Genomic DNA, 17,356 nt, shown 5'->3' with positions numbered 1-17,356 from the left:
GACCTTGAAGTGGGACGGCACGTATTCGAGGATCTCGCGCTCATCCTGGCCGATCCGGCCAAAGCGCATACCGCCGCATTGCGGGCAGGCGCACGGCGCTTCGTGCACGACCTCTTCGCGCGGCAGATGATCCGGCAACGGGCGGCGGCCCGGGCGGAACTTGGTGGATTCCGATCGGGCAGTGATAGCCTCCCGAGGTGCATTGGCCTGAGCCTCGTCGGCTTCCAGTGTTCCGATCAGCAACTCGAGCTGTTCGATCCCGCGTTCAAGCTTCTCGGACGAGCGTCCGAACCGGGCACGGCGCAGAGCGGCCAGTTGCGCCTTCAGCTTCTCGACGTGCAAGGTCTTGGCGTAGAGCTCTGCATCTCGCGCTGCGATCTCGCGATCCTTCTCAGCCACGATGCCCACGACATTGGTCAGCTCACTTTGAAGCGACGCTGCCAGAGCGCGTAAAGCCGCAGGATCGGAGGGAAGAGGCGTCTGGGCCAAGGACATGGTCCTTGATACCAGCCGATGTTGCACTCATCAACGTCGTGTCCAGCCGCCTCCTGTCTCAAAGGTGTTTGCTAGACAAGTTGTGGCCGGGCCACTTCGGCTGAAGGCGAATGCGCCGCCAGTCGCAGCCTTCGATCAAAAGCGCCATCTGCGCAGGGGTGAGCCGCAGGACCGCCCCCACCTTCGAGGGCCAGACGAACTTGTCCTTCTCCAGCCTCTTGGCAAACAAGCACAGGCCCGACCCATCCCAATGCAGGATCTTCAGATAGTCGCCCCGTTTGCCACGAAAGCAGAACACGTGGCCGGAATAGGGATCCGCCCTGATGATCTCCTGGACAGCCGCCGCAAGCCCGTCGAAGCCCTTCCTCATGTCCACAGGCTGGCACGCGAGATACACCCTCGTCCCGGGCGCCATCGCCATCATCCCGTTGCCCTCACGGCTGACAGCACGCGGCGCAAAGCGGCCTCATCGACAGATGCGTCCACCATGACCGTCACGGCATCGAGCCGGATCTCCATTCTGCCACCGGTTCCCGGCTCTGGCCTCGCGGGGCGGCGATACCGGCCCCGCAAAGGCCCTCCGAAAGAAAGGGCCACATTCGTCCGGGAACCCTCATTGCCAGTGTCCATCGCTCATCCAGTGGACACTGCTCAACATGAGCGTCCAAACCAGTCACGCACCATGAACCGGGGCATCACCCTCGGAAGGCGGCCGTCAAGAGACGCGTACTCGTCGGCAATTGTTTAGAGTCCTCGCCCGTTGCGGAGCTGAAAACCGATGCGGCGTATCCCATCGGGTCGACGATGTTGCGAGAGTCGAGTTCGGCCTGACGAACGGCGCGACATCTCAGAGTTGAATGGCCAGGGCGGGGACGCGAGCGGCATCGTCCTGCAACAATTCGGGGCGAACGAACGTGATCGACGGTGAAGGCGCGCTTGTCCGCTATTGCCTCCAAGTCTGCCAAATGGCGCCGGGATCGTGCCGGTCTACGATCGCTCGCAATTTCCCAACGACGCCACCGCGACGCTTAAGACGACGCTGATCGAGGGAAGCTCATCGCACGCGATCAGACCACACGGCGCCATGGAATATGAGATCCCATTCACGAGAGATTAGGCGCTTGGTTAGCGCTCCTGCTTGCGCGCATCCGCCTCTGGGGAGCTGCAGCGCTTGAGCCGGTGTTCGGTGTCCATCATTGCATTTAGGCTGGCACAGATCATTCGGGCACCTTTCTCAGCCGCCTCCATAGCAATGGTGACGAACACCTCTGACAGTCCCAACTTCTGCGCTTCGTTGATCCAAGTTTGCCGAGATGCCGCGGATTGAAGCGCATGAGTCGAAATGTAAAAACACACTTCATGGTTATAAACATCGAGCATGCCTCCTCCGCTGGGCGATGCTCGCATCAACTGAACGACGTCCTTCCACTCGATATGATACCAAGAAAACTCCAGACACGTGTGCGACGGCATGAGACGGTACGTCCATCGCTAAATGGTGCCGCTGCTCCTCATCGAACACAAGCCAAGTCCTATGGAATAGACTTTTTAAAGCCGCTTGCCGTCCGGTGAGGATAGCGACCCGCGTTGGCGGGTGATTTCGACCCGAAGCGACTTGATATTTGAACGACGGACGTTCCTTGAAGGTGGTGCGCTCAGTCCATCGTCCGATTGGTTGACAAACCCCTTTTTGAGCCCCTTTGCGCCAACAGCGTATGCTCCGAGAGCAGATGACAAATGCCATCCAGAACCAGGAACCGGACGAGAAAAGCGGCCACTGGCGAGTTGCCCCGCGAGGAAGTCGGCAGCCTCACAAAATCGAGTATCCGTAGGGAACTAAGGCTTCAATTGCGGGGGAATAAGAGGTATATCTCATTGTTGTGAACATCTTCACTCGTCCCCGCATGTTCAACCACTTCAGGGATTTGGCCACGCGCAACAGCCGCGCGGCGCGCCCGGACGAAGTCTGTCTAGAACTGATGGAGATGATCTTCTCGAGCTTGCTCCCGCTTTTGGTGATGGGCGCAGCACTGGTGGGGAGTGGCGCGCTCGTGGTCTCGGCAACGGGCGATCGGGTGTTGGCAGGGCTGACAGTCCTGGCGTTGGTCACGACAATTGTGCGTGCCGCCGTCGTAATCTTCGTCCGGCGGCTTTTGGCCGCTCGTCGGAGCGACATCGCCGCCGCCCGTGCCTGGGAGCGTCGCTATGCACTGGGGAGCTTTACCTTCGCGGTTGTGCTCGGCGCCTTTGGCGCGCGGACGCTTTCCATCGACTATGAGCCTGCCGACATGCTCGTCACGTCGCTGATCTTTGCTTATGGCGCCGGGGTTGTCACCCGCATGTCGATCCGGCCCTGGATTTGTATTCCGAGTCTCCTCCTGGCCGTCATTCCCATCGTTGTCGCGTCGGCGATGCAGTCAACACTGGAACATTGGGCGCACGCGTTTCTCTTGCTGCTCTTCATGGTCGCGAGCCTCGAGAGTGTCCGCCATATCTATCGAACAACCGTGAGACAAATCGAAACACGCCGGGAAATGGCCGGACTTGCGCGCCATGACAATCTCACCGGATTGCCCAATCGTCTCCTACTGCGGGAGCGCTTCATCGCCAGTCTGCGCCAGTCGGAGGAGAGCGGCACGCTCGTTGGCGTCCACTATCTCGATCTCGATCTCTTCAAGCAGGTCAATGATCGGTTCGGACATCGGACCGGGGACGATCTGCTTGCTGCGGTGGCGCTCAGGTTGTTGCGCCTGACACGCACCGAAGATACGGTCGCACGCATCGGGGGCGACGAGTTCCTCGTCGTCCAAGTTGGCATCAATCATCGTGACGAAGCCGAAATTCTGGCGCGTCGCATGATCCGCGATATCGCTGCCGCGTACGAGATCAGGGGAAACATCGTCCATGTCAGCGTCAGCGTCGGCGTTGCCCTCGCACCACTGGATGGGGTCACGATCGACGAGCTGATCGCGTGCGCCGATAAGAGCCTCTACAGCAGCAAGAGCCTGGGACGGGGTGGCGTTTCATTTTTTGCCGAGACGGCAAGTGTCCCGGTGCAACCGGTCGGCAGGTAAGACGCCCAGAATGTCGGCTATCCGATTGAGGTTTGTTTTGCCACCCACACTGCCGGCAGCTTCAGCGCCATATGTCCGATGTCGACCTGAGTTATTCGCGGACGGGAGGGCGGCCGGGGGGGCCTGACACTGACCCCGGATGACGGTTGCCCATCGATCGGGCCAACCCAGGCCGGCTGCGGTTCGCGGCACTTTTTCGCCCCTCCCGCTTGCGACTACCACTTTCGATCTGTGGGCCGCCGGAATAAACGCAGGGGCCTAGCTTGATATTCCTCGGCATCACTTTAGGGAAGTAAGCGCAAATCACTTGATGTTTTCTTGCTGCACGCCCATGCCGTCGGCGCGGGTGGAGAGATTTGTTTGGCGTCGCGTCGAAGTTGAGCTTGAGAAGGAACCGTTATTGTGACCACCCGCACCATCAATCTCGGCCATCCCGCCCGCGCCAGCGATCACACCATCCATGCCGCGAGAGATGCGGCTGTCGACCGTAATACAAACGCGCCGTTGGAACGGGAGGCCGTCCGCGAGATTGTTTTCGTCGATCCGAATATTTCCGACCTGAGTACCCTGCTGCAGGGAGTTCGGCCCGAAATCGAGGCGCATCTGCTCACCCCTCACGAACCGGCATCGCGGCAGATGGCGCGAGTGGTCGCCGGGAGGCGGGGACTCGAGGCAATTCACGTCATCGCGCATGGACGGCCTGGCCAAGTGAGCTTTGCGGCGGGCGCGCTCTCGCTCGACGCCATTGAGAGCGAAGCCGAGCTTCGCGACTTCGGGCCGGCTCTGGGGGCGGACGGCGCTCTGCACATCTGGGCCTGCCAGACCGGCGCCGGGGAACGTGGCGCGGCCTTTATGAACGCCCTTGCAGAGAAGACAGGCGTTCACGTCGCGGCCGCGAGCGGCCTTGTCGGCGCAGAAGAACGCGGCGGAACGTGGACACTCGACCGAGGCGCGACTTCCGGCCGCCCGCCACTCACGGTGGAGGGCATGGCGGCGTACGCGGGGGTCATGGCGACGTTCACGGGAACGTCCGGCGCCAACGTTGCGGACGCGACGACGGGAACGATTGCCGGATTCTCCGGCGGCACCGTGACCAGTCTCACGGATTCGACCGGAGACACCTTCATCGGTAACGCAGGAGCCGATACGATCGTCGCGGGCGGCGGCAACGACACCATCAATATCGCCAATGGCAACTTCGTCGCCGGCGAATCGATCCAGGGCGGTGGTAACACCAGCACCGGCACAGGCGACCAGATCGTGCTGACGAACGCGACCACGGTCGATTTCTCCACGGGTACGGTCTCCGGGGTCGAGACGCTCACGGGCACCACCGGCAACGATACGGTGACGATGACCGCGTCGCAATGGGCGGGATTCCGCACGATCGATCTCGGCGGAGGCGGCGGCACCGACGTGCTGAACGTCGTCGCGAGTGGTAATATCTCGGCGCTCGCCGCGCCGACGGTCAGCAAGGTCGAGGTCGGCAATCTTGTCGGTACGTCCGGCACCGACACGGTGACACTCACCGGCGCGCAACTCGACGCGATCCTCATCGGCGCCGGCACGATTAATCTTAGTGGCGGGACCGACACGATCAATCTGACCTCGACCTCGGCCGATCTCAACACGCTCGGGGCGACGAATGCGTCGATCCAGGGCGTCGAGGCGATCTCCGCCGCCGGCGCCGTAGCCGGCGTGAGCATCAACCTCAGCGGCCAGTCCGAAGCCTTCACGATCACCGGCGGGGCCGGCAATGACACCATCGCTGGCGGAACCGGGGCGGGCGACACCGTGGTCCTCAGTGGCGCGCGCGCCGACTATACGATCTCGCTCTCAGGTTCGACTTACACGATCGTTGATAACCGCAGTGGCTCTCCGGACGCCACCGACACGGTGACCGGTGTCGAAAATTTTCAATTCTCGAACGGAACGCTCTCTGCTGGTCAGCTCGACCTGACGGCTCCCACCATCTCCGCCGTTGCCTTTGGCAATCATGACGGAACGCTGAAGGCGGGCGAGGGGGTCGATCTCGTCATCACCTTCAGCGAGGCCGTCACAGTCACCGGAACGCCGACATTGACCTTGAGCAACGGGGCTATCGCCACCCTGGTCGGCGGCTCAGGCACGAATACGCTGACGTTCCACTACACGGCTGCGTCCGGCGAGGACACGTCGGATATTACGATCGCGTCGTACAATCTCGCCGCCAACGGCGCGACGATCAAGGACTCGCAGGGTAATCTGGTGTCGACCGCCGGCGCTACGACCGATCCGGGCGGACCGGGAGATATCGTGGCGGTCGACACGCTAGCGCCTGTGGCCTCGATCACGCTCGGCCCGATCACGGCGGACAACCTCATCAGCGTCGCTGAGGCGAGTGGCACGGTGACGGTGACCGGCACGGTCGGCGGCGAGGTCGAGGATGGCGATATCGTCACCCTGACGGTCAATGGCACCCTCTATAGCGGCGCAGTGTCGAACGGTACCTTCGGAATCGAGGTGCTTGGCAACGATCTCGCCGCTGACGGCGACAGCATTGTCGAGGCCAGCGTCACCACCACAGACGCTGCCGGCAACAGCACCACGGTCGGCGATGCGCAGAGTTATACCGGGCCTAACGATGCGCCGGTTGTGAACACGAATGGCGGACCGCTGGCCTACACGGAGAACCAGGCGCCGGGTGCGATCGGTCCGGCGCTGACGGTGTCGGACGCCGATAACACGACCCTGACCGGAGCAACGGTATCGATCACCGGCAATTTCGCATCCGGCGAAGATGTTCTCGGATTCACCGACCAGAATGGCATCACTGGAAGTTACGATCTATCGACCGGAATTCTGACGCTGAGCGGAACGGCGACGGCTGCGCAGTATCAGGCGGCGTTGCAATCGGTGACTTATTTCAACGCGAGCGATGCGCCGTCCGGCTCCGCGCGAACGATCAGCTTCCAGGTTGATGACGGCCAGACCGAGAACCATTCGAGCAATGTGGCGACGGCCGTGGTGTCGGTCACTCCGGTTAATGACGCGGCCATCATCGGTGGTGTTACGATCGGCACCGGAGACGAGGATGCGGCGGTCACCGTCTCGGGCACGGTGGCGGCGGACGACCTCGATAACCCGGACAATACCTTCGAGGCAAGTTTTGGCAACGCCAGCTACGGCGGCTGGGCGATCGATGCCGCCGGCAACTGGACCTACACACTCGACAACGGCAATTCCGCCGTCGACGCGCTCAACGATAGCGACACTTTGAGCGACAGCTTCACGATTCTGTCCGCCGACGGCACGGGACAGTTGGTGACGGTGACGATCACCGGCACCAACGACGCGGCCATCATCGGCGGGGTCACGACTGGTACGGTCAGCGAGGATGCGGCGGTCACCGTCTCCGGAACACTGACGGCTGTCGACGTCGACAACCCGGACAATGCCTTCCAGGCGGGTTCCGGCAACGCTGGCTACGGCAGCTGGTCGGTCGATGCGGCGGGGATCTGGAGCTACACGCTCGACAGCGGCAATCCGGCCGTCGATGCGCTCAACTCCGGGGACACCCTGAGCGACACTTTCACGATCCTGTCCGTTGATGGCACGACGCAGCAGGTAACGGTGACGATTTCCGGCAGCAACGATGCGGCGATCATCGGCGGCGTCGCGATTGGCACGACCGACGAGAATGCGGCAACCACCGTCTCCGGTACGTTGATCGCGAACGATATCGACAACCCGGACAATGCCTTCCAGGCGGGGTCCGGCAACGCCGGCTACGGCAGCTGGTCGATCGATGCGGCCGGCGACTGGACCTACGCGCTCGATAACGGCAATCCGGCCGTGGACTCGCTCAACGATGGCGACGCCCTGAACGACAGCTTCACGGTCCTGTCCGCCGACGGCACCACGCAGCAGGTGACGGTGACCATCACCGGTACCAATGACGCGGCGATCATTGGCGGTGGAGTTGCCGACACGGTCGCCGAGAATGCCGCCACACCGACGGCGTCAGGTACGCTGACGGCGGATGATCTCGACAACCCGGACAACGTCTTCCAAGTGGGATCCGGCAATGCCAGCTACGGCAGATGGTCCATCAATGCGGCGGGCGAATGGAGCTATACGCTCGACAACGACAATCCGGCTGTCGATGCGCTCAACGACGGTGACACCCTGAACGACAGCTTCACCATCCTGTCCGCCGACGGCACCGAACAGCTTGTGACGGTGACCATCACTGGAACCAACGACGCGGCCGTCATCGGCGGCGTCACGACCGGTACGGTCGGCGAGGATGCGACGGTCACCGTCTCGGGCACGGTGACGGGGGATGACCTCGATAATCCGGACAACACCTTCCAGGCGGGTTCCGGCAATGCCAGCTACGGCATCTGGTCGATCAATGCTGCCGGGAGCTGGACCTACACGCTTAACAACGACAATCCGGCCGTCGACGCGCTCAACTTGGGCGACACCCTGAACGACACCTTCGCCGTTCTTTCCACCGACGGCACGGTGCAGCAGGTGACGGTAATCATCACCGGGAGCAACGACGCGGCGGTGCTATCTTCTGCGGCGGTCGACCTGACCGAGACCGATGCGGCGCTGACCACGGGCGGCACGCTGACGAATGCGGATGTCGACAGCCCGTCGACGTTCCAGGCGCAGTCAGACACTATCGGCGCCTACGGCACTTTCTCGATCGACGCCAGCGGTGCCTGGAGCTACACCGCGAGCTCGGCCTTCGACGAGCTCGGCGACGGTGAAACGCTGACCGATACGTATTCAGTGTCAGCAGCCGACGGCACCACGACATCCGTGACAGTGACTATCATCGGCACCAACGATGCGGCCATCATCGGCGGCATCGCGAATGGCGCTGTCGACGAGGATGCGGTGGCTACCGTCTCGGGCACGCTGACGGCAAACGACATCGACAATCCGGACAACGCGTTCCAGGCGGGTTCCGGCAACGCCAGCTATGGCGCCTGGTCGATCGATGCCGCGGGCAATTGGACTTACACGCCTGACAACGCCAATCCGGCTGTCGATGCGCTCAACTCCGGCGACACTCTCAGTGACACCTTCACCATCCTGTCCGCCGATGGCACGACGCGGCAGGTGACGGTGACCATCACCGGCACTAATGACGGGGCGATCATCGGCGGCGTCACGACCGGCACCGTCGACGAGGACGCGGCGGCTACCGTCTCGGGCACGCTGACCGCAGACGACATCGATAACCCGGACAACGTCTTCCAGGCGGGTTCCGGCAGCGCCAGCTTCGGCAGTTGGTCGATCGATGCGGCCGGCATCTGGAGCTACACGCTCGACAACGACAATCCGGCCGTTGATGCGCTCAACGCCAGCGACACCCTCGGCGACACCTTCACCATCCATGCCATCGACGGCACGACGCAGCAGGTGACGGTGACCATCACTGGCACCAACGACGCGGCGATCATCGGCGGCGTAGTGGCTGGCACTGTGGACGAGGACGCGGCCACACCCACCGTCTCGGGCACGCTGACGGCGGATGACGTCGATAATCCGGATAACGCCTTCCAGGCGGGGTCCGGCAATGCCAGCTATGGCATCTGGTCGATCAATGCTGCCGGCATCTGGAACTATACGCTCGATGACGCCAATCCTGCCGTCGACGCGCTCGACGAAGGCGAGACCCTGAACGACAGCTTCACCATCCTGTCCGCCGACGGCACCGAACAGCTTGTGACGGTGACGATCACTGGCACCAACGACGCGGCCGTCATCGGCGGCGTCACGACCGATACGGTCGGCGAGGATGCGACGGTCACCGTCTCGGGCACGGTGACGGGGGATGACGTCGATAATCCGGACAACACCTTCCAGGCGGGTTCCGGCAACGCCAACTACGGCAGCTGGTCGATCAATGCGGCCGGCATCTGGAATTACACGCTTAACAACGCCAATCCGGCTGTCGATGCGCTCAACGCCAGCGACACCCTGAACGACACTTTCACTATCCTGTCCGTGGACGGCACGGCGCAGGAAGTGACGGTGACCATCACCGGGGCCAATGACGCGGCCGTCATCGGCGGAGTAGTGGCTGGCACTGTCGACGAGGACGCGGCAACACCCATCGCCTCGGGCACGCTGACTGCGGACGATATCGACAATCCGGACAATGCCTTCCAGTCGGGCTCCGGAAGCTCCAGCTACGGCAGCTGGTCGATCGATGCCACTGGGAACTGGACTTATACGCTCGACAACGGCAATCCGGTCGTCAATGCGCTCAACGCCGGCGACACTCTCATCGACATCTTCACCATCCTGTCCGTGGACGGCACGGCACAGCAGATGACGGTAACCATCGCCGGCTCCAACGACGCAGCGGTGCTGTCGTCTGCCGCGGTCAACGTGAGCGAGACAGATGTGGCGCTGACCACGAGCGGCACGCTGACGAATGCGGATGTCGACAGCCCGTCGACGTTTCTTGCGCAGACTGACACGGCCGGCACCTACGGCACCTTCTCGATCGACGCCGACGGTGCCTGGACCTTCACCGCGAGCTCGGCCTTCGACGAGCTCGGCGCTGGCGACACGCGGACAGACACCTACTCGGCAGCGGCGGCCGATGGCACCATGACGTCGGTGACGGTGACCATCATCGGCACCAATGACGCGGCCATCATCGACGGCGTGACGGGTGGCACGGTCGGCGAGGACGCGGCGGCGGCAACGGTCTCGGGCACGCTGACGGCGGACGACATCGACAATTCGGACAATGCCTTCCAGGCGGGTTCCGGAAGCTCCAGCTACGGCAGCTGGTCGATCGATGCCACTGGGAACTGGACCTATACGCTCGACAACGGCAATCCGGTCGTCAATGCGCTCAACGCCGGCGGCACTCTCAGCGACATCTTCACCGTCCATGCCATCGACGGCACGGCGCAGCAGCTGACGGTGACGATCGCCGGTGCCAATGACGCGGTAATCAACCATGCTCCAACCGGGATCAATCTCAGCGGCGTCACCGTGACGGAGCTCGCGGCGAGCGACACACTCGTCGCGGATATCACCGCCAATGACGCGGATGCAGGCGAAACCTTCAGGTTCGATCTGCTCAACCCGGATGGTCGGTTCAAGATCGTCGGCAGCAAGATCCTCGTCGACAACGGCCTCCACCTCGATTTCGAGCAGGCCCGCAGTCACGACATCACGGTTCAAGTCACCGACAAGGGCGGCGCATCGTTCGTAAAGTCGTTCACCATCAACGTCGGTGACGTCGCCCAGGAAACCGCCAAGGGCGGCGCAATCAGCGACAAGTTCGTCGGCGGAACGGGCAACGACAAGCTCTGGGGCGGGCTCGGCAATGACTTCCTGACGGGCGGTAGGGGCAAGGATACGTTCGTCTTCGACACCAAGCTCGACAAGAGGAAGAACGTGGACACCATCACGGATTTCTCATCGAAGGATGACGCGATCTACCTGGACAATGCGATCTTCAAGAAACTCGGAAAGAAGGGTAGCCCGACGACGCCCGCCAAGATGGATTCCAAGATGTTCTGGGCCGGTACCAAGGCCCACGATAAGGACGATCGCATCATCTATGACAAGAAATCCGGAGCGCTTTATTACGATGCCGACGGCGTTGGCGGCGCTTCGCAGATCAAGTTTGGGCAGGTCAAGAAGGGCATCAGCGTCACCTATAAGGACTTCTTCGTGATCTGATCGTTCTCACTATGCTGGCCGAGTTGTCAGCCTCGGGGCGCAGGCCGATGAAGAGGATCGCCGACACATGCGGCGATCCTCCCGGTGCCGTCGACCTGAGATGCGCGTGAAGATCCAGCCCGCATGATCTCTGTTGATCTGAGTCCTCAGGCAGTGCCGTTCGAAGCAGCGGAGTATCAGAGAATCAAGCAGCCAAAGCCGGATTAGAAAAGCGCCGCAAGGCAGGCAAAAGCCTTGCTCTCGGACTCTTAGAACAGCAACTATTCTGAACAATCCCGTTGGAATGCTCGTGGCGGCTCATGCGGATATTGTCTTAGTCCCGGCTCACGCGTTCAGCGCACACACTATGTCCCGCGGGTACCTTAAGCTCGCTGGGCCGTCGAGCTGAAGCCCTTACATTCCGATCTTCGATTTTTAGATTGCTCCCAAGGTCGCAGAACGAGTTCACTGAACATCGTCGGTTCGAGAGTTTCATGAGGTTTGACAAATGAGCCTCATGATGGCGAGCTGCACGAGAGCCAGCTGCGTGCACGTGAGGCTCTCGAGATCGCGAAAGGCGATGCTTTCGGGATCGGCACTCATGGCGTGACTTCCCAGATCCTGCGATTATACTTCCCTCAACAGCAAGGTCCTTACAGGAATGACCGAAGACGAAGTAGAAGCCATCGCCGCGTTGCTCGCCGAGGTGGGCGGCAATTGGTACCCGGAACGCACGCGTCCCGCGCTTCGAACGATCAACAAGCGCCATCGGGATGTGGCCCAACTCATCCTGACCGAACTTGAGCAGTTCAGGGGTGCCGATCAGGATGCTGACTCGCTGGACGGTTCGACCCATGAACGTCCCGATGAGGCCAACGCCTCCAATTTCGCAGGCGACGACCAGCTCTACGTCGGTTCGGCCGTCGTGTATCGCCCTCCGGGCGAGACGAGAGCGACCACCTGTTGGATCGGGAAAATGGAACACGGTCGCGCCTATCTCGTCCCGACGCAGCGGGAGATAGGCTGGGTGTCCACGCAAACGCTTTCACTGCCGCAGCCTGAATCCTCTGAGCGGCAAGATAACCAATAAGCCTGTTTGGTTGCAGAAGAGACGCAAAAGACCTGATGCGCTGCGGGGAAACGCGAATTGACCGAAGACGAAAATCAAACTTGTGGCAGAGGTGCTCGCCAAGATCGGCGGCACTTGGTATCCGGAGCGGGCACAATCGGCGCGAAAAGCAGTCAATAATCGCCACCGCGAAGTCGCCCGGGTCATCATTGGAGCCGTTGAACGATCGAAAGCAGGCAATCAGAACGCCACGGACGACGGTTCGGCACCTGAACGTTCCCTTAAAGCTCAATCGCGCACCGGCACCGGAGAAGACGAACTCCACGTCGGCGCAACCGTCATGTATCGCCCCCCAAGCGATAACAGAACGCTTGCCTGTCGTATCAGAAAGCTCAAAGACGGTCGCGCCTATGTCGTCCCGGAGCATCGGGAGATCGGTTGGGTGTCGATCCACTCGCTCTTACCGCTCAAGCCTAATCGGGTGCCGGACGACGAACGCGGTCGAGCGTCTGCACGAGGAGTTCATCCGTCGCGGTTTTCCGGACGGACACTTAAGAAGGGGCAGCGCTATGTCGGACGGGCAGCCGCCAACCACCCGCCTTGTACCGCCTTTCTCGTGAAACTCATCGGGGCTGGAGTGGCCCTTGTTGCCTATCAACTGTTGTCCGAACGAAGTCGGAAGGAGCCGACGTGCGAAGGCGGCATGGCGAGTTGACCGCCGTCACCAAAGTTCATTCTCAGTCGGCCTGAGGCTGTTGTCCGCGGTCAACTTTCCTAGGCTGGTGTTTGGTGTGTGACAGCATAGTCCGACGACGATCCTCTGCCGAGCAAGAAAATGATTCCCTGTCATTTGGAGGTCCGTTACTTGGCTCATCACTTATGTGGCGACTTCATCCTTCGCGCGACACATTCTGAACGCCTGATCGCCATAAATACTCGTCCTATTTCAGATCCCAGTCGGCGAAATTGAACGGGTGGTGCCATGTTGCTCATTCGATCTGATCTCGATTTCATACTCGCGCAAATTATATGGGCTGAGACAAAAACAACGACAAGTGACGCCTCTCTTCCGTTCGGCCTTCGAACAGTCGACGGTTCCCGCAACAGCGTTGTGACTGGCCAATCCGAGTTCGGGACCTCGGACCGCGTGTTTCCACGGTTGACCGACTCGGTGTTCCGCGACGCCGAGATGGCGACGTCATATGCACAGACCTCGGGCGCGGTGAACGACACGCAGCCGCGAATCATCAGCAATCTGATCGCCGATCAGAACGCGCTCACCAACCCAGCGGCGGCCGCGGTTGATAGCGACGACAACGGCCTCATCCAGAACGTCGCGCCCGATCCAAACACGGCGCCGTTCAACCAGTGGCTTACGTTGTTCGGCCAGTTCTTCGATCATGGTCTCGACCTCGTCAACAAGGGAAAAAGCGGAACGGTTTTCATACCCCTGCAGCCCGACGATCCACTCTATGTTTCCGGCAGCCACGAGAATTTTATGGTGCTGACGCGGGCTACCAACCAGCCCGGCCCCGACGGCGTTGTCGGCACTGCGGATGATATCCACGAACACAGCAACCAGACCACGCCTCTCATCGACCAAAACCAGACCTACACGTCACACCCGTCCCATCAGGTGTTTCTGCGCGAATATGTACTTGATTCCGACGACAGGCCGAGCGCGACCGGAAGGTTGCTGGAGCATGCGACCGGCGGTCTCGCCACTTGGGCGGATGTCAAAGCGCAGGCAAGGGATAAGCTGGGCATCGATCTGGCCGATTCGGACGTCACCAACCTGCCGTTGCTCGCAACCGATAACTACGGGCGCTTCATCCGCGGTCCGAACGGATACGCACAGCTCGTCATGTCAGGTGAAGACGGTGCTGCGGGCACGTCCGATGATACCCTGGTCGAGGGTAATTCGATGGCTCCAATCAGCACGGCGAGCGCCGTCCGCACGGGCCACGCGTTCCTCGATGACATCGCGCATGACGCCGTCCCGACCGGGAAGGTCGCGGACGGCGATCTCGAGGTCAGCCTCGCCAATCTCGATGGCTCGGATACGAGCGGCAACTATGACAACGAACTTCTCGACGCGCACTACATCACAGGCGATGGGCGCGGTAACGAGAATATCGGTTTGACCGCCGTGCATCACATTTTTCACGCCGAACATAATCGGCTGCTCGGCCACATCAAGGATCTGGTTGTGGCCGAAGCGGATTCCGATCCGGATTTCGTCAGCCAATGGCTTCAGCCCGATGCGAATGTGTCGGACGGAGTTCAGCAACATGAATGGAATGGCGAGCGGCTGTTCCAGGCGGCGCGGTTTGGCACCGAGATGCAATATCAGCATCTTGTGTTCGAAAATTTTGCGCGGCGTATCCAACCCAATATTGACGAGTTCGAAGCTCATGATGTCAGTATTGATCCAGCGATAACGGCGGAGTTCGCGCACACGGTCTACCGCTTCGGCCATTCCCTGCTGCGGGAGACCGTCGATCGGATCGACGCCAGCGGCAATCCGGTCGATGCGGATCCTGCCACGGTTGGCGATCAGCAGCTGAGTCTCGTCAACTCCTTTCTCAACCCGCTAGCTTATGCGCAGCGGGATGCTTCCGGTCCAGCCGCGGCGGAAATCGTGCGTGGCGCAACCCGTCAGGTCGGAAACGAAGTCGACGAGTTCGTGACTGACGCTTTGCGCAACAGCGTCTATGGTTTGCCGCTCGATCTTGCGGCCATCAATCTCGCCCGCGGGCGCGACACTGGCATCGCGCCACTTAACGGCGTCCGTCGGCAGTTTCACGAGGGCACCGGCGACGCCGATCTGAAGCCCTACGCGAGTTGGGCGGAGTTTGGCGGCAACATCCGGCATCCCGAATCGCTCATCAACTTTATCGCGGCCTATGGCATCCATCCGTTGCTCGCCGGCGCGAGTACAATCGCCGAGAAGCGCGCGGCCGCCATCGTGATCGTTGACGGGAGGAGCGACGATCCCGCGACGCCGCAGGATGAGAGCATCAAGCCGGATACCGATTTCCTCAATAGCACCGGCGCGTTCTCGAATGTCGAGACGGGAATCAACAATGTCGATCTCTGGATCGGCGGCCTCGCCGAGAAACCGTTGTCATCGGGTGGCCTGCTCGGTTCCACCTTCAATTTCGTCTTCGAGACGCAGATGGAGAACCTCCAGGACGGCGACCGGCTCTACTACCTGTCACGGTTGGAGGGCACCAATTTTTTGACTCAACTAGAAGGGACTTCATTCTCCGAGCTCGTCATGCGCAATACGGGCGCGACCCATCTGCCGTTCGATATTTTCTCGGTGCCAGACCATACTATCGAAGTCAGTGATCCATCGACGTTTCCAAACGATGCATCCGGCGCCTCCCAGGTGGTGATTACAGGCCCCGATAGTGCTCTCGAGTATGTCGGGGGGGCTCATGTTGTGATCGGCGGATCCGGAAACAATGATGACATCCAGTCCGGCGACGGCGATGACTCGCTATGGGGTGACGATGGTGATGACATTCTCGCCGGAGGCGCTGGCAACGATGCGCTCATCGGAGGCGGTGGAAACGACCGGATGACAGGCGAGGCCGGCGATGATTTCTTCAAGGGCGCCGCCGGCGATGATTGGATGGGCGGAGGAGTGGGCGCCGACTTGCTCGTTGGTCTTGAGGGGCAAGACGTTATCGATGGCGGCGCTGACAATGATGAGGTGTTCGGAGGTCTCGGAGACGACAAGATCTTCGGAGGCAGCGGCGACGACGAGCTATTGGGTAACGAAGGCGACGACTGGATCGAAGGCGGCGCTGGAGATGATCACCTGACGGGCGACAACGGAAACCCGTTTGGCGAACCCCTTCTCGATATCGACACTGCCGTGTTCTCAGGTCAACTGAACAACTACATCATCAGAGATAACGCGGACGGTAGCGTGACCGTGACTGACAAGCGAGGCACAGATGGTTCCGATATTCTGAAGAACATAGAGTGGCTGCAATTCAGGGATCGGTCTGTCCTGACGGATGATGCGTTTGGAAAAGGGAAGCCGTCGGGGACACAGCAAATACCGTTCAGCGGCGCTTCGACCGGGGACGGCATGGATGCAGAATTGCTTTCGGAAGTTCAGGCAACGGTGCCTGAGGACAGAGCTGTACCGGCAGACCTATTCTTGCTTGATGCAACAAAACTCGTCACCGTGAGACCGCTGGCGTTCGACGCAACGGACTCGATTCTGGGATAGCGCATCGAACAACGCGCCACCCAGGTACGCGCCCTGCCATGTGGGTCAAGCCTGCCCGCCCGGATCATGTCCTCCGCACCGCGTGCCGCTGCTTTCCGGACAACCTCGTTTAGTGGCACCGGCAACGAACTCAGCAACCTGATCGTAGGTGGTGACGGCAACGACACCCTGGATGGTGGCGGGGCCACCTCCGACCTGTACTTCCGTGAAGACACCTTGATAGGTGGCGATGGCGATGATCTTTATCGCCTCGACGTTGAGATGGATTACAACACGATTGTAACCGAAGGGCTCGATCAAGGCATCGAAACTGTGGAGTATCGCGGCCAAACCTACGGCGCGAACCTCGATATGGCCGACAATGTCGAGAAGGCTGTATTCATCGGCACCGGCGACGTTCAGATTATCGGGAACATTCCCGACAACATGGTCACTTCCGGAGCCGGAAATGACACCTTGAACGGGGGCGACGGGAACGACACCTTGATTGGTGGCGAGGGCGATAATTGGTACGTAATCAATAGTGCCGATGACGTGATGATCGAGTTGAAGGACGGCGAGTTGCACTCGCGTCGATTGCTCTCTGGAGCCCGATGCCGGCGACCGCGGGCCAGACTGCGCTGACGTCAAACGCCAGCATCAAGAACGACCTCAACTATCTGCTCTACAAGCCCGCGGATTATGACATCTCCGGAACGACCTATCCGCTCGTCGTATGGCTTCATGGAGGGGATCAAGGCGGCCGCGATGTCGAAAAGGTCAGGACCAGCGGGCTACCGAAGC

Annotated in this window: 9 protein-coding genes and 2 pseudogenes; 8 read left to right on the top strand and 3 right to left on the bottom strand. The window is 60.9% G+C overall.

Translation table 11 applies throughout. The features are described from left to right. Positions 1 to 495: IS66 family transposase (locus tag FEZ63_RS20260; RefSeq protein WP_420846309.1), on the bottom strand; the 495-nt coding region annotated here is incomplete at its 3' end. A gap of 58 nt (positions 496 to 553) precedes the next feature. Then, on the bottom strand, positions 554 to 910 hold the full coding sequence (tnpB, locus tag FEZ63_RS20255) for an IS66 family insertion sequence element accessory protein TnpB (RefSeq protein ID WP_244622910.1): 357 nt from the start codon (positions 908 to 910) through the stop codon (positions 554 to 556). Between the two features lie 367 nt (positions 911 to 1,277). On the opposite strand from tnpB, the pseudogene FEZ63_RS26295 reads away from it, so the two are divergent. After that, a pseudogene (locus FEZ63_RS26295) lies at positions 1,278 to 1,549 on the top strand (efflux RND transporter permease subunit); the annotation flags it as partial. A gap of 71 nt (positions 1,550 to 1,620) precedes the next feature. On the opposite strand, the gene FEZ63_RS20250 reads toward FEZ63_RS26295, so the two are convergent. Next, positions 1,621 to 1,875: a hypothetical protein gene (locus tag FEZ63_RS20250; RefSeq protein WP_150947882.1), complete on the bottom strand. Its 255-nt coding sequence runs from the start codon at positions 1,873 to 1,875 to the stop codon at positions 1,621 to 1,623. Between the two features lie 500 nt (positions 1,876 to 2,375). Here FEZ63_RS20250 and FEZ63_RS20245 point away from each other — a divergent pair, with 500 nt between their 5' ends. From FEZ63_RS20245 to FEZ63_RS25245, 7 genes and pseudogenes are all read left to right on the top strand, one after another. Further along, a complete protein-coding gene (locus tag FEZ63_RS20245) occupies positions 2,376 to 3,569 on the top strand; it encodes a GGDEF domain-containing protein (RefSeq protein ID WP_150947880.1) in 1,194 nt (397 codons plus the stop codon). A 402-nt stretch (positions 3,570 to 3,971) separates the two neighbouring features. After that, positions 3,972 to 11,276 carry a VCBS domain-containing protein gene (locus FEZ63_RS20240; protein ID WP_150947878.1) on the top strand — a complete coding sequence of 2,435 codons (7,305 nt, stop codon included), beginning with the start codon at positions 3,972 to 3,974 and terminating at the stop codon, positions 11,274 to 11,276. Positions 11,277 to 11,916: 640 nt separating this feature from the next. After that, positions 11,917 to 12,345, top strand: coding sequence for a hypothetical protein (locus FEZ63_RS20235; RefSeq protein ID WP_150947877.1), 429 nt, complete (start codon positions 11,917 to 11,919; stop codon positions 12,343 to 12,345). Between the two features lie 82 nt (positions 12,346 to 12,427). Then, positions 12,428 to 13,039 (top strand): hypothetical protein, encoded by a 612-nt coding sequence (locus FEZ63_RS20230; RefSeq protein WP_150947875.1) that lies wholly within the window; start codon positions 12,428 to 12,430, stop codon positions 13,037 to 13,039. A gap of 267 nt (positions 13,040 to 13,306) precedes the next feature. After that, positions 13,307 to 16,573, top strand: a complete 3,267-nt coding sequence (locus FEZ63_RS20225; protein ID WP_150947872.1) for a peroxidase family protein — start codon at positions 13,307 to 13,309, stop codon at positions 16,571 to 16,573. Between the two features lie 66 nt (positions 16,574 to 16,639). Next, a complete protein-coding gene (locus FEZ63_RS26290) occupies positions 16,640 to 17,197 on the top strand; it encodes a calcium-binding protein (protein WP_153245870.1) in 558 nt (185 codons plus the stop codon). Continuing rightward, positions 17,167 to 17,356: pseudogene (locus FEZ63_RS25245) on the top strand (phospholipase); the annotation flags it as partial. The gene FEZ63_RS26290 and the pseudogene FEZ63_RS25245, both read left to right, overlap by 31 nt.

It is taken from the genome of Microvirga brassicacearum (genome assembly GCF_008757455.1).
Lineage (GTDB): Bacteria > Pseudomonadota > Alphaproteobacteria > Rhizobiales > Beijerinckiaceae > Microvirga > Microvirga brassicacearum.
The sequence above is the reverse complement of the archived record's forward strand: the minus strand, read 5'-3'. Positions and strand labels throughout refer to the sequence as shown.

What these genes read in the sequence shown, in the direction of transcription:
- tnpB (WP_244622910.1), bottom strand. Translation starts at nt 910, where the DNA reads ATGGCGCCCGGGACGAGGGTGTATCTCGCGTGCCAGCCTGTGGACATG.
- FEZ63_RS20250 (WP_150947882.1), bottom strand. Translation starts at nt 1,875, where the DNA reads ATGCTCGATGTTTATAACCATGAAGTGTGTTTTTACATTTCGACTCAT.
- FEZ63_RS20235 (WP_150947877.1), top strand. Translation starts at nt 11,917, where the DNA reads ATGACCGAAGACGAAGTAGAAGCCATCGCCGCGTTGCTCGCCGAGGTG.
- FEZ63_RS20225 (WP_150947872.1), top strand. Translation starts at nt 13,307, where the DNA reads ATGTTGCTCATTCGATCTGATCTCGATTTCATACTCGCGCAAATTATA.
- FEZ63_RS26290 (WP_153245870.1), top strand. Translation starts at nt 16,640, where the DNA reads ATGTCCTCCGCACCGCGTGCCGCTGCTTTCCGGACAACCTCGTTTAGT.